The organism is Catenulispora sp. EB89 (genome assembly GCF_041261445.1).
Classification (GTDB): Bacteria; Actinomycetota; Actinomycetes; order Streptomycetales; family Catenulisporaceae; genus Catenulispora.
The window spans coordinates 1-20,755 of the sequence record NZ_JBGCCU010000001.1 but is presented as its reverse complement, the minus strand read 5'-3'; the positions used below and the strand labels follow the sequence as shown (position 1 = coordinate 20,755).

The 20,755-nt window shown below is 68.8% G+C and carries 19 protein-coding genes, 1 tRNA gene and 1 rRNA gene; 12 read left to right on the top strand and 9 right to left on the bottom strand.

Annotation, left to right across the window (positions count from 1 at the left end; genetic code table 11):
* Positions 1–12 precede the first annotated feature (12 nt).
* The 4 genes from ABH920_RS00105 (at position 13) to ABH920_RS00090 (ending at position 6,080) form a co-directional block, all read left to right on the top strand.
* Complete coding sequence (locus ABH920_RS00105) at positions 13–978, top strand: metal-dependent hydrolase (RefSeq protein ID WP_370345370.1); 966 nt, start codon at positions 13–15, stop codon at positions 976–978.
* A 149-nt stretch (positions 979–1,127) separates the two neighbouring features.
* Positions 1,128–2,255, top strand: a complete 1,128-nt coding sequence (locus ABH920_RS00100) for a PLP-dependent cysteine synthase family protein (RefSeq protein WP_370345368.1) — start codon at positions 1,128–1,130, stop codon at positions 2,253–2,255.
* A gap of 213 nt (positions 2,256–2,468) precedes the next feature.
* Positions 2,469–4,121 carry a cell wall-binding repeat-containing protein gene (locus ABH920_RS00095; RefSeq protein ID WP_370345366.1) on the top strand — a complete coding sequence of 551 codons (1,653 nt, stop codon included), beginning with the start codon at positions 2,469–2,471 and terminating at the stop codon, positions 4,119–4,121.
* 183 nt (positions 4,122–4,304) lie between these two features.
* Positions 4,305–6,080, top strand: a complete 1,776-nt coding sequence (locus ABH920_RS00090; RefSeq protein WP_370345364.1) for a cell wall-binding repeat-containing protein — start codon at positions 4,305–4,307, stop codon at positions 6,078–6,080.
* A gap of 115 nt (positions 6,081–6,195) precedes the next feature.
* Here ABH920_RS00090 and ABH920_RS00085 read toward each other — a convergent pair whose 3' ends face one another.
* On the bottom strand, positions 6,196–7,263 hold the full coding sequence (locus ABH920_RS00085; RefSeq protein WP_370345362.1) for a polysaccharide deacetylase family protein: 1,068 nt from the start codon (positions 7,261–7,263) through the stop codon (positions 6,196–6,198).
* A gap of 121 nt (positions 7,264–7,384) precedes the next feature.
* Here ABH920_RS00085 and ABH920_RS00080 point away from each other — a divergent pair, with 121 nt between their 5' ends.
* On the top strand, positions 7,385–8,770 hold the full coding sequence (locus ABH920_RS00080; RefSeq protein WP_370345360.1) for a threonine/serine exporter ThrE family protein: 1,386 nt from the start codon (positions 7,385–7,387) through the stop codon (positions 8,768–8,770).
* Between the two features lie 111 nt (positions 8,771–8,881).
* On the opposite strand, the gene ABH920_RS00075 is transcribed toward ABH920_RS00080, so the two are convergent.
* Complete coding sequence (locus ABH920_RS00075; RefSeq protein WP_194907268.1) at positions 8,882–9,109, bottom strand: DUF5302 domain-containing protein; 228 nt, start codon at positions 9,107–9,109, stop codon at positions 8,882–8,884.
* Between the two features lie 291 nt (positions 9,110–9,400).
* On the opposite strand from ABH920_RS00075, the gene ABH920_RS00070 reads away from it, so the two are divergent.
* Both ABH920_RS00070 and ABH920_RS00065 read left to right on the top strand, forming a co-directional pair.
* Positions 9,401–9,473 (top strand) — tRNA-Arg (locus tag ABH920_RS00070).
* 133 nt (positions 9,474–9,606) lie between these two features.
* A complete protein-coding gene (locus ABH920_RS00065) occupies positions 9,607–11,880 on the top strand; it encodes a PQQ-binding-like beta-propeller repeat protein (RefSeq protein ID WP_370345358.1) in 2,274 nt (757 codons plus the stop codon).
* Between the two features lie 67 nt (positions 11,881–11,947).
* Here ABH920_RS00065 and ABH920_RS00060 read toward each other — a convergent pair whose 3' ends face one another.
* Positions 11,948–12,505, bottom strand: coding sequence for a hypothetical protein (locus ABH920_RS00060; protein ID WP_370345356.1), 558 nt, complete (start codon positions 12,503–12,505; stop codon positions 11,948–11,950).
* Positions 12,506–12,714: 209 nt separating this feature from the next.
* On the opposite strand from ABH920_RS00060, the gene ABH920_RS00055 reads away from it, so the two are divergent.
* A complete protein-coding gene (locus ABH920_RS00055) occupies positions 12,715–13,215 on the top strand; it encodes a universal stress protein (RefSeq protein ID WP_370345354.1) in 501 nt (166 codons plus the stop codon).
* Positions 13,216–13,343: 128 nt separating this feature from the next.
* On the opposite strand, the gene ABH920_RS00050 is transcribed toward ABH920_RS00055, so the two are convergent.
* Positions 13,344–13,877 (bottom strand): RNA polymerase sigma factor, encoded by a 534-nt coding sequence (locus ABH920_RS00050; protein WP_370345352.1) that lies wholly within the window; start codon positions 13,875–13,877, stop codon positions 13,344–13,346.
* Between the two features lie 87 nt (positions 13,878–13,964).
* Entirely contained in the window at positions 13,965–14,636 is a 672-nt protein-coding gene (locus ABH920_RS00045; RefSeq protein WP_370345350.1) for a rhomboid-like protein, read from the bottom strand.
* A 133-nt stretch (positions 14,637–14,769) separates the two neighbouring features.
* Here ABH920_RS00045 and ABH920_RS00040 point away from each other — a divergent pair, with 133 nt between their 5' ends.
* On the top strand, positions 14,770–15,651 hold the full coding sequence (locus ABH920_RS00040; RefSeq protein ID WP_370345348.1) for a sigma-70 family RNA polymerase sigma factor: 882 nt from the start codon (positions 14,770–14,772) through the stop codon (positions 15,649–15,651).
* A 125-nt stretch (positions 15,652–15,776) separates the two neighbouring features.
* On the opposite strand, the gene ABH920_RS00035 is transcribed toward ABH920_RS00040, so the two are convergent.
* The 4 genes from ABH920_RS00035 to ABH920_RS00020 form a co-directional block, all read right to left on the bottom strand.
* Entirely contained in the window at positions 15,777–18,014 is a 2,238-nt protein-coding gene (locus ABH920_RS00035; protein WP_370345346.1) for an MMPL family transporter, read from the bottom strand.
* 180 nt (positions 18,015–18,194) lie between these two features.
* A complete protein-coding gene (locus ABH920_RS00030; protein WP_370345344.1) occupies positions 18,195–18,980 on the bottom strand; it encodes a sensor domain-containing protein in 786 nt (261 codons plus the stop codon).
* Complete coding sequence (locus ABH920_RS00025) at positions 18,977–19,249, bottom strand: hypothetical protein (RefSeq protein ID WP_370345342.1); 273 nt, start codon at positions 19,247–19,249, stop codon at positions 18,977–18,979. The genes ABH920_RS00030 and ABH920_RS00025 overlap by 4 nt, the downstream gene beginning before the upstream one ends.
* Positions 19,246–19,593 (bottom strand): ArsR/SmtB family transcription factor, encoded by a 348-nt coding sequence (locus ABH920_RS00020; RefSeq protein WP_370346689.1) that lies wholly within the window; start codon positions 19,591–19,593, stop codon positions 19,246–19,248. Before ABH920_RS00020 ends, ABH920_RS00025 begins: the two co-directional genes overlap by 4 nt.
* A 113-nt stretch (positions 19,594–19,706) precedes the next feature.
* Between ABH920_RS00020 and ABH920_RS00015 the strand changes: the two genes are divergently transcribed.
* The 3 genes from ABH920_RS00015 to ABH920_RS00005 form a co-directional block, all read left to right on the top strand.
* A complete protein-coding gene (locus ABH920_RS00015) occupies positions 19,707–19,895 on the top strand; it encodes a hypothetical protein (protein ID WP_370345340.1) in 189 nt (62 codons plus the stop codon).
* A gap of 198 nt (positions 19,896–20,093) precedes the next feature.
* Positions 20,094–20,414, top strand: a complete 321-nt coding sequence (locus tag ABH920_RS00010; RefSeq protein WP_370345338.1) for a hypothetical protein — start codon at positions 20,094–20,096, stop codon at positions 20,412–20,414.
* 261 nt (positions 20,415–20,675) lie between these two features.
* Positions 20,676–20,755: ribosomal RNA gene (locus ABH920_RS00005) — 16S ribosomal RNA — on the top strand; the annotation flags it as partial.

Genomic DNA, 20,755 nt, shown 5'->3' with positions numbered 1-20,755 from the left:
GAGCTGATCCCCATGGCTGACACCCCAGTGGTCGCGGACTCGGCGACCTCTCCGGACATCGACCGGCACCCGGATCTCAAGCCGCGGCGCGTGAAGTTCGACTGGGAGAACACGCCGCTGCACTGGATCCCGGAGGATCCGTACGCGACCCACATCATCAACGTGCTGCACCTGCTGCTGCCGGCCGGCGAGCGCTGGTTCGTGCACGTCTACAAGCAGATCCTGCCCTACATCCGCGACGAGCAGCTCAAGGCCGAGGTCAAGGGCTTCATGGGGCAGGAGGGCACGCACGCGGTCGCGCACCAGAACGTGCTGCACCACATGAAGGTGCAGGGCCTGGACCCGGATCCGTTCGTGGAGCAGATCGAGTGGCTCTTCGAGCAGCTGCTCGGGGACAGCACGATGCCGCCGTTCGCGCGCAGGAAGTGGCTGCGCGAGCGGCTGGCGATCATCGCGGCGATCGAACACTTCACCGCGGTACTGGGCAAGTGGATCGTGGACTCCCGCGGCCTGGACGCGGCCGGCGCCGACCCGGTGATGCTGGACCTGCTGCGCTGGCACGGCGCCGAGGAGGTGGAGCACCGCTCGGTGGCGTACGACGTGTTCATGCACCTGGACGGCTCCTACGCCCGGCGCACCCGCGCGATGCTGGTGACCTCCGTGGCGTTCGCCTGGATCTGGGGCCGCGGCGCGAAGTACATGGTCGCCCACGATCCGCACGGGCTGCGCCCGGGCCGGCCGAGCCGGATGACCGAGCGCGAGTTCCTGGGGCGGTTCCGCGACGCCGCGCGGCGCGGGCGGCTGCCCTCGCTGGGCAGCCTGGTCGCGGAGGTGCCGAAGTACCTCAAGCCGTCGTACCACCCGTCCTTCCACGGGTCGACGCAGTCGGCGCTCGACTACCTGGCGGTGTCGCCGGCCGCCGTCTACGCGGCGGAGTTGGCCGCGGCCCGCAAGGGCGGCGTGGACAGCACCGGCTGAGCGTCGTACCCGGCGTACCCGGCGCTCCCCTCAGACGGCGGAGCTGTGGCAGATCAGGGCTGCCGCAGCTCCGCCTTTCCCGATCTTCGGCCGAGCGTTATACCCCGTTCTGGGCGTTTCCTGTCAGCACGACGATCTAGCATGAGGCCATGCAGCAAAGCACGGATGTCTCCGACCCCCTCTGTCAGTCCGGCCGCGCCTGGGTGGACGAGGCGATCCGGCGCGTCTCGGCGGACGCCAACCGCTCCGCGGACACGCACCTGATCCCGCTCCGGCTCCCGGATCCGTGGCCCGAGTGGGGGATCGACGTGTATCTCAAGGACGAGTCCACGCATCCGACCGGCTCGCTCAAGCACCGGCTGGCCCGCTCGCTGTTCCTCTACGGGCTCTGCAACGGCTGGATCCGCGAGGGCACGACGATCGTCGAGGCGTCCAGCGGGTCCACGGCCGTCTCCGAGGCCTACTTCGCGCGGATGCTGGGCCTGCCGTTCGTGGCGGTGATGCCGCGCTCGACGTCCAAGGAGAAGTGCGAGCTCATCGAGTTCCAGGGCGGGCGCTGCCACTTCGTCGACGATCCCGGCGCGCTGTACGAGGAGGCGCGGCGGGTCGCCGCGTCGGCCCCGGAGGAGTCCGGCGGCGGGCACTACATGGACCAGTTCACCTACGCCGAGCGGGCCACCGACTGGCGCGGCAACAACAACATCGCGGAGTCGATCTTCGAGCAGATGAGCCAGGAGCGGCAGCCCTGCCCGTGCTGGATCGTGGTCGGCGCCGGGACCGGCGGCACGTCGGCGACCATCGGCCGGTATCTGCGCTATCAGCGGCACGCCACGCAGCTGTGCGTGGTGGACCCGGAGAACTCGGCGTTCTTCGAGGGCTGGCGCAGCCACGACCCCTCTTATGTCACCGGCAAGGGCTCGCGGATCGAGGGGATCGGGCGGCCCCGGGTGGAGCCCTCGTTCCAGCCCGACGTCGTCGACCGGATGATCCGGGTCCCCGACGCCGCGTCGATCGCCGGGATGCGGTTGGTGTCGGAGCTCTCCGGCCGGGACGCCGGCGGGTCGACCGGCACCAACTTCTGGGGCGTCGTGAAGCTGATGTGCGAGCTGCGCGCGGTCGGCGGCCGGGGATCCATCGTGACGTTGTTGTGCGATGGCGGCGATCGGTATCGGAACACGTATAAATCGGATGCGTGGCTAGCTGAGCAAGGGCTCGATCTGGCACCGTACAGCGAGCAATTGCGCGTGGCGCTCGCGACCGGCCGCTGGACGGAATGACCCCGCTGACCGCGCCGGATCGGACCTTCGTCCGGTGATTGTCACAAAGCTGTTTCGAAGACTTTACCTGCGCGGGGGCAACCATGGACTGCTACGTATGTAGTCCCATGGCTTTCTACGCAGATCGCAGGATGCGCAGATTCCTGGCTCTGGGGAGGGTTGCGTGGGCGGATCGGATATTGCCGCCCCGCGCCCCGCCCACGGAGGAACCGCATGCATGTCACGACCAAGGCCCGGCTGGCTGTCACCGCCATAGCCGCGTCCGCGGTCAGCATGGGAGTGGCGGCGCCTTCGTTCGCGGCGGCAGCACCGGCTCCGGCATCCGCTCAGGCTCCGGCGTCCCTCGGTCTGATATCGGCCGCTCTGCAGATCAGCCACGATTCGAGCAGCACGAATCCGCTGGCGACCGCGTTCACGATCCACGCCGGCGACACCGACCCTGGTGCGAATCTGACCTACACCCTGGATTTCGGAGACAATTCGAAACCGGTCGGCGGTCCGGTGACGGGCCACTCCGGTGAAGTGACGGTCCTCTATACGTATAAGGCCGCCGGCACCTATCCCGTGAAGCTGACCGTCTCCGACGGTACGGACTCGGCGGACTCGACGCAGTCGTACACCGTGGTGCCCCCGTCGACGCAGACCACGGTCACGGCCACGTCCGGTTCCCTGGCGGTCTCCGCGGACTTGTCCAAGTGCGCTCCGGTCCCCGGGCAGACCATCGCCAGGCTCACTCTCACCTGGGGTGACGGATCAACCCTGGTGATCGAGAACCCGACCGCGCAGGACCTGACGACTCCGGTCCCCCACACTTATCCCGCCGCCGGTGTCTACTCGGTCTCGACCACGGTCGCCGACCAGGACAAGGCGACGGCCAGCTCGACCCAGAAGATCACCGTCGGCACTCCGACGACCGGCGGCCCTCCGGCGTCCGGCGGGACCACGGTCTCGCGGATCGCCGGCGCCGACCGCTACCAGACCGCGATCGCCATCTCCTCGAAGCTCGCCGCGGGTTCCGCGCCGGCCGTCGTGCTGGCCACCGGCGACACCTTCCCGGACGCGCTGGCCGGCGTGCCGCTGGCGAAGCAGGTCGGCGGCCCGCTGCTGCTGACCCCGACCGCCGGCCCGAACGCCGCGGTCACCGCCGAGATCAAGCGGGTCCTGAAGCCCGGCGGCACGGTGTACGTACTCGGCGGCACCAGCGCCGTCTCGCAGTCGGTGGTCGCCGCGCTGGGTTCGGTACACGTGACCCGCATCGGCGGCGCCGACCGCTACCAGACCGCGCTGAAGATCGCCGACCAGCTCGGCGACCCGGCCAAGGTGGTGCTGGCGACCGGCGCGGACTACGCTGACGCGCTGGCGGCCGGCCCGTACGCCTCGGACGTCTTCGACGCCGACGCCGCGCACCCGGCGGCGATCCTGCTGACCGACGGCACGCAGCTGCCGCCCGAGGTGCAGGCCTACCTGGCCAAGGCGCACGCCGTGGCGGCGGTTGGCGGCCAGGCGGTCACCGCGGCCCGCAGCGCGCACGTCACGCTGGCCCCCGGCGCGAGCCTGGCCGGCATCGACCGCTACTTCACCGCGGCGATGGTCGCCGCGACCTTCAAGGGCGAGAAGACCGCGGGCGTCGCCACCGGCGAGAACTTCGCCGACGCCCTCACCGGCGCGGCGTACCTGGCCCAGGCCGGCGGCCCCCTGGTCCTCACCCCGACCCACCTGCTCGCCCCCGCGACCTGGGCCGCCCTCCAGGGCATCGAAGCCTCGGTCGGCGCCTCCGGCACCGTCGAGATCTTCGGCGGCCCGGTGGCGGTCAGCACCACCACGGTCCAAGCCGTGACCGACGCAGTACACGGCCACATGGCCTGACCGGCCAGCACCCCCAAAGCTTGGCCGCGGCCGGGCGACGGACCCACGAGGCCCGCCACCGACCCGCGACCAGGCCCCGGCACCGCAAGGCGACCGGGGCACCACACAACTGAAGATTGCAGACGAGAAACGCCGGAGAAGCCCGTCCCAGGCACCCGGCCCATTCCGGAGGTCCCCCCAATAATGGGAAACCAGAACAACCACTCTGTGGCCCGCAAGCGCCTTTCGACGCTGGCCATCACCACCACGCTGGCCGCCGTCGGCGTTGGCGTCGTCGGCACCGGTGCGGCTAACGCCGCGACCGCGCCGCAGGCGCACGGCCAGAGCAACCCGCAGACCGCTGCTCCGCTGGCGGCCGTCGCGGTCACCGCGGGCACCGGTTCGAGCAGCCTGACCGCGACCGCCAGCCTGGCCGGCACCTCGGTGGACCCGAGCTTCGCCAGCGCTGCCACGGGCACCATCTCGTGGGACAGCGCGAAGAGCTCGGTGACCACGCCGATCACGTTCGACTCGGCCACCGGTCTGCCGAGCAAGTCCACGGTGCTCACCAACACCTACACGGCTCCCGGCACGTACACCGTCACGGTGACCGTGAACGACGGCACCAACGCGCCGGTCACGAAGACCACCACCGTCACGGTGACCGACGAGACGCTCGTCGCGTCGCTGTCGGCGACCTCGGCCACCAAGAGCAAGGCCGTGAGCCTGGACCTGACCGGCTCGTCGGTCGACAAGTCGGTCGCCAAGACCGCCGTGACCACGATCAGCTGGGGCGACAAGACCCCCGTCGCGACCATCCCCGGTGACCCGGCGCTGATCAAGACCACCGACACGAACCTGTGGCACACCTTCGCCGCCAACGGCACCTACACCGTCACGGTGACACTGGACGACGGCCTGAAGACCAAGACCTCGGTGCAGACCAAGACCTTCACCGTGAAGGTCAGCGACACCGCCGGCCCCCAGGTCCTGCAGGCCGCCGGCGACACCCGCTACGACACCGGCGTCCAGATCTCGCAGCACCAGTGGGCGAGCACCGGCGTCACCACCGACTCCCGCACCCAGGCCAAGGCCGTCGTGCTGGCCACCGGCCGGGACTTCGCCGACGCGCTGGTCGCGGTGCCGCTGGCCAAGAAGGTCCAGGGTCCGCTGCTGCTGACCGACGGCATGGCGACCACGACCAACGACAAGGTGCTGGCCGAGATCCAGCGGGTGCTGCCGACCAAGGGCACCACCATCTACCTGCTGGGCGGCACCGTCGCGCTCAACGGCGGCATCGAGACCCAGCTGCAGAAGCTCGGCTACACCACCGAGCGTCTGGCCGGCGCGGACCGCTTCGGCACCGCGCTGGACGTGGCCCAGCGGGGTATGGGCAACCCGTCGCACGTCATCGTGGCGCGCGGTGACGAGGGCACCAACGGCGACGGTTTCGCCGACGCCCTGGCGGCTGGCTCTTACGCGGCCAACGTGTTCGGTGGCGGCAACTCGGCCGTGGTCCTGAGCAACTTCAAGACCTTCGACCCGGCGACCGAGGCCTACGTGCAGAGCAAGCTGCACGCCGGCCAGGTGAACGTGGCGGCCATCGGCGGCCAGGCCGCCACGGCGATGACGACCATCAAGGGCTCGGCCGGCACCTACTCCGCGGCGTTCGGCGCGACCCGCTACGAGACCGCCGCTGCGGTGGCATCGCACTTCCTGCCGAACGGCAAGAACGCCGAGGTCGGTTTCGCGACCGGCACGGTCTTCGCGGACGCCCTGACCGGTGGCGCGTACCAGGCCACCGTCGGCGGCCCGCTGCTGCTGACCGACCCGAAGGTGCTGCCGGCTTCCTCCGCGGCCGCCGTGGCCGGGTTCTCCACCCAGGAGATCAACATCTTCGGCGGCAACGTGGCGATCTCGCCGGCCGTGGCCAAGGAGATCGCCGGCCTGCTGAAGGTCACCACCATCGGCAAGTTCTAAGAACCTGCTCGTGGTACCGGGCGCTTTCGCGAGCGTCCGACAACTGAACAGCTAGAGCTCAGCTGGCCCGCCGGAATCTTCCGGCGGGCCAGCGGTTTTTGATCTGAGGGACCGCTCAGTGCTGCGCGGTGGTCGCTGCCGGCCGGTTGAAGTACGACGTCCCGTTCTGCAACGCCGTGCCCTTCATCAGGGTGCTGACCGTCACGAACGTGTACCCCTGCTGCTTGAGCCGCTGGATCACCGCGGGCATCGCATCGACCGTGGTCTTGTGGGTGTCGTGGGACAGCACGATGCGGCCCGGCTTGGCGTGGCCGACGATCTGGTCCGCGACGCGGGTCGGGTCCGGGTACTTCCAGTCCTCCGGGTCGACGCGCCACATGATGAACGGGAAGCCGGCGACCGTGCGTACCGTGTCGTTGACGGCGCCGTAGGGCGGCCGGACCAGGGTCGGGCGTGGTATGCCGGTCGCGGCTATCGCGTCGGCGGCGCGGTTGATCTCGTTCTGGACCGCGGCGGCGGACAGGGTCGAGAGGTCCTTGTGGTCCCAGGTGTGGTTGCCGACCTCGTTGCCCTCCGCGTACTCGCGGTTGACCACGGCCGGGTACTTGACGGCCTGGTTGCCGAGGACGAAGAAGGTGGCCGGGACGTTCTGCGCCTTCAGCAGGTCCAGCAGTCGGCCGGTGTCCGGGCCGGGGCCGTCGTCGAAGGTGAGGGCGATGCACTTGGCGACCGCGCAGTCGACGTTCGCGTTGGTGCGCGGCGTGGTCGGCGGGCGGTAGCCGGGGGTGGTGTTCGGGGGGATCGGCGTCGTGCCAGAGGTGTTCGGGGTGTTCGGGTTGCTGGAGCCGCCGGGGCTGGACCCGCCGTTGTGCGACTGAGACTGCGACTGCTGCTGCGACGGGGACGTCGAGCCGCCGTCCGAGCCCGGTCCGGTCGTGGCGGTGCTCGCGGTTCCCGAGGATCCGGGCGATCCGGACGGGCCCGGTGACCCGTTCTGGCCGTCGGGACCGGGGTCCGGACTGGTCCGCGTCGGCGCGGGTCTCGCGCCGGATGCCGTCGTGCTCCGTCCGCCGGAGCCGCTACTCGCACACGCCGTCGCGGCGATGCCGACCGCGCCGATGACGGCGAGGGCGGCGAGGGCCTGCTTGCGGGCGGGGAAGCGGGACAAGAGCGGGCGAATCATCGGACAATCATTCACTGTTGGTCCGGATGTTCCATAACCGCACTGGTCAGGGCAGCCGGGTGAATCAGGGCATCACCACGCGTGATCGAGTGGATACGCATCGATTCGATATCTTTCGTGCGTGCAATCCCACGAGCACCGCACCCGGATCCGCGCCGGCGCGCCCGGCGCCCCCGGCCTGGAGGAACGCGCCGTCGAGCCGTCCTCGGCGGCGCGCGTCATCGACCTGGGCCTGCGGATCGGCGAGCTGCTGCTGGCCAGCGGGGAGGGCAGCGAGGACGTCGAGGTCGCGATGGTCGGCATCACCGAGGCGTACGGGCTCTCGGGGTGCGAGACCAACGTCACCTTCACCGTCGTCACGCTGTCCTACCAGCTGAGCCTCACCGACACGCCGCTCTCGCTGGAGCGGGTGGTGCGGCGGCGGACCGTGGACTACACGAGCCTGGCCGAGCTGCACCGGCTCGCCGTGGACATCAGCACGGACGGGATGACGCTGGAGGAGGCGTACCGGCGGCTGGCGGCGATCCGCCGGAACAAGTACCCGTATCCGCCGTGGGTGATCGTCGGCAGCCTCGGGGCGATCGCTGCGACCGCGGCCCTGCTGGTCGGCGGCGGGTACCTGGCCAGCCTGGTGGCCTTCGGCTGCGCCATCCTCGGGGACTGGCTCTACAGACAGCTGGCGAAGACCGGCCTGCCGTCCTTCTACCTGTTGGCGGTGGCGGCGGTCCCGGGGGCGATCGCGGCGATCATCCTGGACCGGCTCGGGGTCCGCATCAACAGCTCCGCGGTGGTGGTCGGCGGGGTGTTCACGGTGTTGCCGGGGCGGGCGCTGGTCGCGGCGATCCAGGACGGGCTGACAGGCTTCTACATCACCGCCTCCGCACGGCTGCTGGAGGTGGTGTTCCTGGTCGGTGCCCTGGTCACCGGCATCACGCTGGTGCTCAAGGTGGGCCGCCAGGTCGGCGCGAGCTTCATCGTGGACGAGCACCTGGCGCCGGTCCGCGCCGAGCCCCTGATCGCCCTCGTCGCGGCGGCCCTGGGAGTGTCGTTCGCGGTAGCGGTGCACACTCCGCGGCGCATACTGCCGTTCGCCGCCGTCGGCGCGGCGTTCAGCTGGGCCGCCGCCACGTATCCGGTCCAGTGGGGCCTGTCCCCGGTGATCGCGACCGGACTGGCCGCGATGATCGTCGGCCTGATCGGCTACCTCGTCGCGCTCCGCTTCCGCACTTCGGCGCTGCCCTATGTGATTCCCGCCGTAGGGCCCCTGCTTCCCGGCTCCGCGGTGTACTTCGCCATGCTGGAGATCACCAGCGGCGACAGCCACCGCGGCATCAACTCCCTGGAGGACGCCATCTCCCTGGGCCTGGCCATCGGCGCCGGCGTGAGCCTCGGCGGCGAGCTGGCGCGCATCTTCACTCGGATGAGGGGCACCAAGGAGCTGGTCTGGCGCTTCCGCCGCGACGCGGCGGGGCAGCAGGAACCGGGACTGCCGCCCCAGCAAGGCTGAAGGACGTGACCGCAGTCCCACAGTCACGTCCCTCAGCGGCTCTGCGCGGCACCCCTATGCGCACCTCTCCATGAGAGTCACATAGGCACCGCCGTATATAGCGCCGACCGGTCACCCGCCGCTCTTGCGACGGAACTGCCGCTTGGCCCCGGCCCGCCCATGCGCGGAGTGGATCTTCGAGTCCCCCGGCCCACTCCCGGCCCCGCGGGCCCCATTGCCCCGCTTGGCCTCCAACGCCTCCAGAAAACGCCGCTTCTGCTCGTCGGCGTCCGGAGCGACCTCCGGCCCGCCCCCCGGCTCGCCGGGCTCCGACTGCGATCCTGCCGCGGTGGCGTCCATACCGGCCTCCTGATGCTGTGCGATGTGACGGAAGAGCTGTCCCAGCCAGCCTCCCACGACCACCGCGCCCCGCACCACACGGATAACACGCGCCCCGGATGGTGCGACGTCCGACGTGATGGGAGGGCACGGAACCAGCTGACGGCCCGGTCGAGCCGGCCGTCCCGGCGGGCATGCCGTCCACCCCGCAATACGGTTCGCGGCGCAAACGCCAGCCTGTAAGCTACCCACAGCCTGTCCTCGGGCCCGGGAGCCGCACCGATCTCCTGAACCCGTGGCCATGCCCGTCCCGCCCTCGTAGCTCAGGGGATAGAGCACCCGCCTCCTAAGCGGGGGGCCGTTGGTTCGAATCCAACCGGGGGCACTCGCGGTGGTGTCAGGCGATGGTCCTGAACACTGGTTCCTGAACGTTGCTTGATGGCTGCGGTCGAGGCGGTGGCTTCGGCGGGTGAGCGGCTCCTGGCGTTGTCCGGTGGGTGAGTAAGTATGCTCATCTCATGACGCGTCCTTTGCGTTCCACCGATCCCGCGCGTATTGGCCCCTATGAGCTGACCGGACGGATCGGGGGCGGGGGCATGGGCGACGTGTTCCTCGGACGGTCGCCGGGCGGGCGGTTGGCGGCCGTGAAGGTGGTGCGGGATCTGCTGGCCGATGATCCGCGGTTCCGGGAGCGGTTCCGGCGGGAGGTGGCTGCCGCGCGGTCGGTGAGCGGTGCCTATACGGCGGCCGTACTGGATGCCGATCCCGATGCCGAGCGTCCCTGGCTGGCGACCGCGTACATCGACGGGCCGTCGTTGCTCTCCCGGGTCGCCGATGGCGGGCCGTTGGGTGCGCAGGAGACGCGGGCTCTGGGTGCGGGGCTGGCGGAGGCGCTGCGCGACATCCACCGCGTCGGGCTGGTGCACCGCGACCTGAAGCCCGGCAACGTCCTGTTGGCGGCGGACGGGCCGCGCCTGATCGACTTCGGCATCATCCGCGCGGAGGACGGCGAGGGCCTCACCGAGACCGGCTACGTGCTCGGCAGCGCCGGCTTCATGGCGCCCGAGCAGGCGGCCGGCGGTGCCGCGGACGCGGCGGCCGACATCTACGCGCTCGGCGCCGTCCTGACCTACGCGGCGACCGGGCACGGACCGTTCGGCGACGGCCCGACGCCGGGAGTGCTGCTCCGCCAGGCGTCCGGGGAGCGCGACATCTCAGGGGTTCCCGAAGGGCTGCGCGACGTCGTGTCCCGTTGTCTGGACACGCTCCCTACGGCCCGCCCTACTACGGACTCTCTCCTAGAGCTCCTGGGCGGGAACGGGAACGGGAAGGACGAGAAGCGCACGGCGCAGACCAAGCGCCCCGCGAAGACAGAGAGCAAGACAAAGACAAAGACGAAGACCAATACCCGGGAGCTGGACGACCTCCTCCTGGCCGCGTCGTCGGGCACCCAGAACGCTGAGATCGCGACCACGCCGACGACCCTCATGCGCGCCCAGCCGGGCAAAGGTGCGAAGAACGCTAAGGACCGCAAGGACCGCGACGCTGCCAAGAACACCCCGACCCGCCGAAAGTTTCTCTACTTCGGCCTGGCGGGCGCAGCGGTAGCCGCGTTCAGCGCCGGTGTCGCCAAAATGCCCCACGGCGACGCCAAGACGACCGGCGCCGAGACCAGCGACCCCGGCTCGAACCCCCCGTCCGGCCTGCCCACCACCGTCAGCAACGGCAGCCTCGGCGGCCCCCTGAAGAACCCCCTGTGGTCCCACACCGGCGTCTACGCCGACTTCCTCGCCCTGTCCGGAAACACCCTTCTGGTCCAGGGCACGACCCTCACCGCCTTCGACACCGCCGCCGGCACCCAGCGCTGGACCGTCCCCACCGGGACCTACGCGCAGCTCAACGACGGCGTCTTCCCCGCCACCGCGGACACCGCGTACGAGACCGCGGCCGCCGGCAGCGACCTGGTCGCGGTCACCGTCGCGGACGGCCGCCCGGCCTGGAGCGTGCCCGGACCGGCCAACTGGTTGACGCGCGGCCTCATCGGGGCCTCATCGGACATGGTCGTGGGCTGGTCCTACATCGACGCCAACCAGCCCGCCAACGACGGCCTGTGGGGAGTCGACCCGCGGACGCACCAGCTGCGGTGGCAGACGCAGATCGGCGCCGTGGACCGCGTGCCCTACTACAGCGCCGGAACCGGCCTCGTCCTGTTGTCGCAGCCGCACGACAGCAAGCTGACGGCCTACGACGCCAAGACCGGCGCCCAAGCGTGGACCGCCCAGGACACCTCCCCGGCGACCGATCCCGCGTTCGCCACCGACATCACCAGCCATGGCACGTCCATCTACTGGGCCACCAACCGCCTCTACGCCTTCGACGCGAACGGCCGTGCCCTGTGGCCGGTGGGCGTCACCGAGAGCGACGGCGGCTCGTTCCACGCGGTCATCGCGGACGACAACACCGTCTTCGCGGCATCGAGCGTTACGTTGGGCAACAGTGTGATCGCCGCCTATAGGGCCTCCGACGGAGGACCTCTATGGCGATCCACGTGGCCGAAGTCCTATCTGGATCCGAGCTTGGAATGCCAGCTGGCGCTCGGCGGGGGAGTTCTCTACGCCGCCGACCGTGTGAACGGCACCTTGGTCGCACTGGACGCCAAGACAGGCAAGACCCTCTGGCAGTTCCACGATCCGGCAGCTGCCGGATCGAACACCAGCTGGCAGATCGTCGCGAACGACACCTACGTCTTCGCCGGCTACGGCACCACCGTGCACGGGTTCAAGGCGGACTGAGCACGCAGCGGCGTATGCGGCGGCTATGCGGAGCCCCCGGGACATAGGAGCCCGGGGGCGGGGAACGCTATAGCGATTTCGACGCATCCCAGCCGGACAGGTCGTAATTGAAGTAGGCGTTGGGGAAGACGAACTTCCCATCGGGCAGGCTGTTGAGCCCTCCAGAGCCGTCGTACGCCTTGAAGATCTCGATCGAACGCGTCAGGCAGTTGTCGTTGATCAGGTTGTAGGACCGCGCGAAGCCGGCCGTGACCGTCGACTCCGCGATGCTCTGGTCGTCCGTGGCCGTGTCCTTGCAGCGGTAGCTCTGGTAACCGCCGGAGTCGTTCGCCGTCGCGAAGTCGTGGAGCATCTGCTGCTCCGTCCCGTGCTTCTCCCAGTTGCTGTTCGCCAGAGTGGCGCCGTAGTCCCAGGTGTCGCTGCCGTCGGACCAGCGGAAGGCCCAGCCGACGTGCCCGAGGGACAGTGCACCTTTGGGTGCGTCGAACATGCAGACTCGGCCGGTCGTGGCGTGTGTGCTCCTGGCGTCCGCCGTGGCGGACGGTGCGAAGGCGACGCCTGTGGCGACCGTGGCTGTGAGCGCGGCCAGGGCCACAGTGGCGGTTCCTCTATAGCGAATCCTCATCCTGTCCTCCCGTATCGAAGGGATCCGGCGATCCCATCGGTATCAACGGGTTGAGTAGCGAGGAGGATGCGTTCCGTCACCGCGTGGGAGATGGGTCACTCGGGACCCCCGGCTCCGCCGTTCCGGGGCCGTGCGGTGGAATGATCTAAAGCGAGTCAGTGTTATGAACGTGAAACACGACGACGAGGTCTCACCGAAGGAGAACCACCATGGCCGGCACCCTTCTCATCGCGTACGACGGCTCCGCCGACGCCAAGACCGCCCTGGAGTACACGGCCCGGACGTTCCCCGGCCGCGAGGCCGTCGTGGTGACCGTCTGGGAGCCGCTGATGGCCCAGCTGGGCGTCGCCGAGGCCTTCGTCGGGGCGGTCGCCACTGAGGATGACGAGAAGGTCGTGGAGCAGAGCGCCGAGCAGGTCGCCGAGGGCGGCGCCAAGCTCGCCGCCGAGGCCGGCCTGAAGGCCACCGCCCGCTGGGAGTCCGAGGGCGCGCAGTCGGTGTGGCAGACCATCGAGCGCGTGGCCGACGAGCTCGACGCCGACCTGATCGTGACCGGCTCCCGCGGCCTGACCGGTCTGCACTCGCTGCTGGTCGGCAGCGTGTCCACGAAGGTCCTGCGGCACGCGCAGCGCCCGGTGCTCGTCGTCCCCTCGGCGCACCTGGCCAAGGCTCGCAGCGAGGCTCCCGAGGGCGAGTCCGCCAACGCCTGATGGGTCGGGACGAGCGGTCGGCCGCTTCCAGAGCTCTGCGACCGGCCGCTCTCTATGAGTGAAGCAATCTCCGTGTAGCAATCTCTCTGCGTACGAACGCTATAGAGCGAGTGACAGGGCCGGTGACGCTATGCGTTGCCGGCCCTTAGCCGTGCCGTGACCGCGCGCATCCCGCGGCTCGCGGTGGACTTCACCGTTCCGCGGGTGACACCCAGCGTGCGCGCGATCTCCGTCTCCGAGAGGTCGCCCCAGTAGCGGAGCACCAGTACCTCCCGCTGACGCGTGGGGAGCGCCTTGACGGCCTCCATCACCTCACGGTGCTCCAGCGGCACCAGCGCCGTGATCTCGGCGGGTTCCACGTCGACGGTGTCCAGCACGGCGTATTCGCGTTCGAGCTTGCGCCGGCGCTGGACCGACCGCGCGCGGTTCACCACGGCGGTACGAAGATACGAGGACGGCGCCGCGACGCTCTTGAGCAGGTCGGGGCGGGACCAGAGCTTGACGAACACCTCTTGCACGGCGTCTTCGGCGCTCGCCGTGTCGCCGAGCAGGAGCACCGCCAGCCGGGTCAGCGGCAGCCGGTGTCGGGCGTAGAGTTCGGCGACATCAATGGTGCCGCTTTGGTTGTGGCATTCCGGGGCGGACAGAACCATCGTGGTCATATATTCAGAGTCGCCGCTGCACCCCCCTGCCGGTAACCACCGAAGGTCTATTCCACCCCCTCCCATAGGAGGGTGTGTACGTAAGCCCTATTGGGGAGTGGCTGGCACGGTGACCGGCTCCGGTACCACCTCAAGGTCTACAGCGTCGTGTGCACGGCGCATACGCAGCACTGCGACGACCCCTATAGAGAACGACAGCACGTGCCCAATGGCGGTGTAGTCAGCGTGGTCGATGCCCTGCAGCAGGCTCGGCGTCGCCCCGGCCAGGCAGACGGCCCACACCACCCGCAGCCACAGCGGCCGGGCCGTGGTGATGGCGACTGTCAGAGCGGTGACCACCAGATACGACGGACCGGTGTCCCACATGTGAGCCTCGGACCCGGGAAGCGTCCCCTGATGGATCCGCAGCCACACCAGACCCTCGGTCGCCATGCTCACGCCTATGTGCACGCCGGCCAGCAGGAAGACGGTCCTCCGCGCGCCCAACGCGGCGACCACGCTGAACAGCGACAGCGCGAAGAACGGCCACACCCCCGCCGACTCCTGCGGTATGAAGGCGGACGCCACGAACGCCTCCACCGGATGCCCGGCGGGCCGGATGTTCGCCAGGTTCGTCGAGCACCAGTCCATCAGCCGCCGCAGCTGGTCGGTCGAGATCCTGTCCTCGACCACGGCGGCGACCGTCAGCGACACCACGTACCAAAGCGCGGGATTGCGCAGTAGCCGCGGCATGAGGACGCGGACCCGGGCGGCGGACAAGGTGACTCCCTTCAAAGTGCAGGACCCATCTTGCCAACGACGCCGTCAGCGCGGCGTAATCCCCGCCTCTAATCCGGTTGGCCCGAGAGCCTCCGCCGTATAGACAATGTGACGGACGAGGGGTGTGTGACAGATGGTCGACGAGGATCTTCTCGCCGAGCGGTTCCAGGAGAACCGGCCCAGGTTGCGGGCCGTGGCCTACCGGATGCTGGGTTCCCTCAGCGAGTCCGATGACGCTCTTCAGGAAGCCTGGTTGCGGGCCAGTGGCGCCGACACCGACGTGGTGCGCAACTTCCAGGCGTGGCTGACCACGATCGTGGGGCGGGTCTGCCTGAACATGCTCCGCTCGCGGCAGCAGCGCGCAGAGGATTCTCTAGAACTCCATATCCCCGACCCCGTGGTCTGTGCGGAGGACGACAGCAATCCCGAGACCGTCGCCCTGACCGCGGACTCGGTCGGGCTGGCGATGATGATCGTGCTGGACACTCTCGCGCCTGCTGAGCGCTTTGCGTTCGTGCTGCATGACATGTTCGCGGTGCCGTTCGAGGACATCGCAGAGGATCTGGAGAAGACGCCCGCGGCGGTCCGCCAACTCGCCAGCCGCGCCCGCCGGCGCGTCGAGGGCCGGGCGCCGGTCCCCGACCCGGATCTGGCCGTACAGCGCACGGCCGTCGACGCGTTCTTCGCTGCCGCGCGGAACGGCGACTTCGAGGCGCTCGTGGCCGTCCTGCATCCCGATGTCGTGCTCCGTGCCGACGGCGGCGTGCTGCGGGCCGGCCAGTCCGTCACGCTGTCCGGGGCGCACACCGTCGCCTCGCAGGCGCAGCTGGCGCGGACCATGGCGCCGTACGTCCAGCGGGTGCTCATCAACGGCACGCCGGGCGCGTTCGTCGTCAAGGACGGCAAGCCGATCTCGCTCATGTCCTTCACCGTGGTCGACGGCAAGGTGGCGTCGATCCAGGTGATCCTCGACCCCGAGCGGCTCGACGAGGTCGCCCTGCGGCTCGCGGCCTGAGCGGGTCACGGAGCGACCGCACAAATGAGCAGCGGCGCCGGAGCCCCCCGTGGGTTCCGGCGCCGCGGTCTCTCTGTGGCGTGTTCTCTATAGCGTTGTCTCTAGAGCGTTCGCGCCGTGGAGTCCTAACCGATCGGCACTTCGTGCCGGCCATACGTCCGGGCCGGCGCCGGTGCCTCCGACTTCTCCAGAGCCAGGCCCGGGATCCACTGCAGCCCGCGCGGCAGCTTCCAGTTCCGCTCGCCGAGCAGACTCATGACCGCCGGGACCAGCAGCCCACGCACCAGGGTGGCGTCGATCGCGACCGCGACGCTCATGCCGATGCCGACCATCTTCATCGGCGCGAACGGCATGAAGGCGAACAGTGAGAACACCGCGACCATGATCATCGCCGCACTGCTCACCACGCCCGAGGACGAGCTGACGCCCTTGACCACGGCCTGCTTGGTCGGCACGCCGCGCATCCGCAGTTCGCGGATCCGGCTGAGGACGAACTCGTGGTAGTCCATCGAGAGCCCGAACAGGATCACGAACATGAAGAGCGGGAGCCAGGAGATCACGGCGCCGTAGGACTGGAAGCCGAGCTGCTTCTCCAGGTGCCCGTCCTGGAAGATCCACTTCACCACGCCGTAGGACGCGCCGACCGACAGCAGGTTCACCGTGATCGCGGTCAACGGGATCGCCAGCGAGCGGAAGGCCGCGACCATCAGTACGAAGGCGAGCAGCACCACGAAGCCGATGACGAGCGGGGTCGTGCTGTGCAGCTGGTCGCCGAAGTCGGTCTGGCTCGCCGACTGGCCGCCGACGTTGTAGTCGATGCCGGAGACGTGGCCGAGGGTGGCCGGCAGCACATCGGAGCGCAGGTGCTTCAACGCCGCCGTCGAGGCGCTGTCCGCTCCGTCGCCCGCGAGCGGGATGGAGAGCGCCTGGTAGTGGCCGTCAACGCTGGTCTGCGTGGACACCTGCGCACCGTTCGGGAGCATGCGCTCCATGGCGGCGACCGCGCCGGTGAACTCAGAGCCCTTCAGCACCTGCGGGTCGCCGTGCACCACGAGGATCGCCGGAGCCGGGCCGCCGGGGAACGCGGTCTGCATGCGCTCCAGCGTCTGGCTGATCGGCTTGCCGTGGGTGATGTCGACGGCTCCCGCGTCCTTGGCCTTCAGCCCGGCGCCGGGCACCGCCAGCGCGAGCAGGGCCAGGAGCGCGGGGACGCCCCACAGCAGCGGGCGCTTCACGACGTGCCGCACCAGGAAGTTCCAGAACCGCGACTCGCGGGCCACGGTCCGGCGCTTGCCAAGGATCGGGACCCGACCCTTGTCGATCTTGTCGCCGAGCCAGGACAGCATCGCCGGGACCACGGTGACCGAGCCCAGCATCGCCATGCCGACCACCAGGATGGTGCCGACCGACCAGCCGGAGAAGGCGTCCATCCGGGTGAAGAACAGGCCGCCGAGGCAGGCCATCACGGTCAGACCGGAGACCACGATGGACCGGCCCGAGGTGCGGGCCGCGATCCGCAGCGCCTCGCGCGGCGACCGGCCCAGGGCGCGTTCCTCGCGTTCGCGGCGGATGTAGAACAGGGAGTAGTCGACGCCGACCGCCATGCCGATCAGCAGCACCACCGAGGAGGTGCTGTCCCCGATCGGCAGCCAGCGGCCCGGGACGGCCATCAGGCTGATCGCCGCGGCCACCGCCGTCAGCGCCAGCAGCAGCGGGATCGAGGCGGCGACCAGCGCGCCGAACACGATCAGCAGCAGGATCAGGGTGACCGGCACCGAGCTGAACTCCGCGCGCTGGAAGCCGGTGGCGACGATGTCGTTGACCGTCTTGTCGACCGATGCCGCGCCGGCCTCCTCGACCCGGAGCCCGGGGTGCGCGGCCTGGACCTGTGCGACCGTCGCCAGCGGCTTGGCGACCGTGGTGTCGGCGTCGTCCTTCTTGCCGGCGATTACGAACGTCACCATCGCGGAGCGTCCGTCCTTGGAGACCAGAGCCTTGGTCTCCGCGGCGCTGTCCAGAGGGGAACGGACATCGGCTGCGGAGCCCGGAATCCCGCGGAGTGCGGCGGCGACGTCCGCGATTCCGCTGCGGAAGTCCGCGTCCGAGGCGAAGGACGCCCCGGACCGGCTCTGCACGAGAACGCTCTCCGACTCCTGGGAGATCCCGGAGACGTCGAGGGCACGCTCTGCGCGTCCCGCCTCACCGGGGTCGTAGGCGGTCTTCTTAGCGCCGGAGGCCATTCCGCCGATCACCACCGCGGCGATGATCAGGATCAACCAGCCGAAGACCGTCGTCTTGCGGTGGCGGGCACTCCAGCCCGCCACCCGTTCCACCACAGGCGGGCGTGCTGTTAGCGTGGACATGAGAGATCCCCTCCATGGGTGAGCCATCGATGTGTGAGAGCTGACGTGACTTGGTGGCGCGGGTCTTGCCTGGCCGGGTGGACGCTGCAACGTCTGCCCGGCCCGCTTTGTCTTGCGGGCGGTTCTCTATAACGGTGATGTGTGGCTGACTACTGGATGGCGCCGCTTATAGCGTGTCGCTCAGATAGTGGTCGGCGAGCTCAGAGGTCCCGGGTTGTCCAGCACCCGGCGCGCCGCGGCCATCGGGTCGCGTCCGGCGACCACGCTTCGCACGGTGCTCGCGTGCACCCGAGCGGTGGCTACCAGGACGTAGTTCCAGGCGAGCAGAAGGACGAGGCCGATGACTGCTGCAACAGCCGCGGACAGGTCACTGTCGACGAAGTAGCCGATCGCCCCTTTGTGGTGCGGGCCGTGCGGGAAGTAGCCGAAGGCCAGCCCGTGCATCTGCTGACCGTCGAAGGTCTGGGGGATGTAGCGGTACCAGATCGGGACGCTGATGGCCCCCAGGAAGGCCACCCAGATCGTCCAGACGACCGCGTCCAGGACGAGCAACGGGATGGCCAGCAGCGTGAAGTGCGCCAGACCCCGCTGCGTGATCCGGTCCTTCCACACCGCCTTCAGCGTCGGGAAGAAGCCCTCCGCGGACGCCACCGGAGTCATCGCGGGCAGTCCTTCGGGGATCACGGCGCGGGCCCGGCCGCGCTCCATCACCACACACCCCCGGATGAAGTACGCGCTGCCGATCAGCAGCGGCAGGCCGGCCCAGATGATCACCAGTGCCGCGGACGTGATGGTGATGCTGGTGACGACGGAGAACAGGACGATGCAGAGGATCATCGAGCTGAGCAGGTACCAGGCCGACGCCCAGACTCCCGCTGAGAACAACATGCGGATCGGATTGCGGTACATCCGTAGGCGCGTCCATATAGGAGTGCCGTACAGAGAAGCCATGTCTTCGGTGTTCATTCGACGCTCCTGAGCATCCGCTCGATCTCGCCGACCTTCAGGTCCAGGCCCTGCAGCTCGGTGAGCAACTGGCCCTGCTTCTCCACAGCTTCTTCCGCGAGCTTGCGGTAGGCGGCGAACGCCACGGCGTCCGCACGGTGCTTCTGCAACTGGAAGAACGACACGATGCTCACCGCGATCGCCGTGAAGATGATCGCGATGATCACCACCGCGATGATTCCGCCGTTCGAACCGCCGCCGCCACTGGCGAGCACGACTCCCGTGTTCATCCCTTTCCACCCTTCGTGTTCGCGTCCGGCGCGGGTTCCGCGTCCCGGGCCACCGTCTCGGCGATCGTCTCCGCGTCGAGCGTCAGCGTGAACGGCTGGAGCTCGAAGTACTTCATGGCCTTGCCGTCGTCGGAGAGCTCGAGCTGGCCGGCCACCATGCCGGCCGTCTCGAGCCGTTCCAGATGCATGTAGAGCAGCGCCCGGGACAGCCCCAGCCGGCGAGCGAGCTCGCTGACGTGCAGGCGCTCCCCTTCCTGAGCCGAGCGGTACAGCTCAGCGACGATGCGCAGCCGCTGGGCGTGGCCCACGGCGCCCAGCTTCGCGAGCAGTTCCTCGGTGTTCAGGGCGTCCTCCTCGTTCGCTATCACCTGTAAGCCGAGACTGACAGGTGGTTGCTGAGACTGTCAAGTGTTCGGGTAGCCGCCCCAGACAGCGGCTCTGCTCTACACTGGACGGCATGAGTGAGAACTCGGGCTGGGACGCCGACGAGCGCGTCGTGGACTGGGACGAGCTGTTCGGGGAAGTGCTGCCCGAGCAGACCATGGACGACCTCGGCGACCGAGACCCGTCCTCGACCTCCGGAGCCGGCGACACCGCCCGGCTGATGGAGCTGATGGCGGACCGGCCGCCGCACTACGAGGACTGACGAAGCAACCGGCAGCTCCTGGATCGACACTTCATCGGCCCGGGATCAGGGAGCTTGACACCGGCCCGGACAACGACTAAGTTTTCACGACGTTGCCCCTTCGGGACGCGCCGCGCGAGCGGGCGATCACCCGGGGTGATCTTCAGCAGGAGCCCATTCGAACGTCCAGTCGTCGCCTTCAGCCTTTTATCGGGCTTCATGGCGCCGGCCGTGTCGTGGTCTCTTGGTGTCGGTGTGCGGATATTTCTTCTCCGATCGATCGGTGAACGGCCGATTTGGAGCGGGAAACAAGTACCGATACAGTTCTGGAGCACCGCAGCGGAACGCGAGTTCCGAAGCGGACCGAAGGCCAGGTGGAAGCGCAAGACGCAGAAACGATCTGCTAAGATCGGAAATGCGGAAGGCGAAAGAAACCAGCCGGAAGCGAAAATCGCAAGAAATTGCGAAAGCGCAGCGGATCTGCTAAGATCTAAAGCGAAGCAAGGCAAGAAAGAACAAAAGAAGAACAGCAAGACCTGACAACGCCGGGTCGCAGCCGATCGGAACGGAAGTTCCGGGACGAGTGGTTCGGGCGTCTGTTTCTTGAGAACTCAACAGTGTGCCGATTAATTTCGATGCCATGCGACCTCGGTCCTGCGCTCCTCGTGAGCGATGGTCCGAGCGTCATTGAACACATGGTTGGTAGACGCTTCCCGACCCCCGTCGGGTTGTCGGTCTACTTGCCAGGTGACTCTTCTGACACCTCATGCCGACCTTATTCCGGTCGGCTGGTGATAATCATCAATGGAGAGTTTGATCCTGGCTCAGGACGAACGCTGGCGGCGTGCTTAACACATGCAAGTCGAACGGTGAACCGCTTT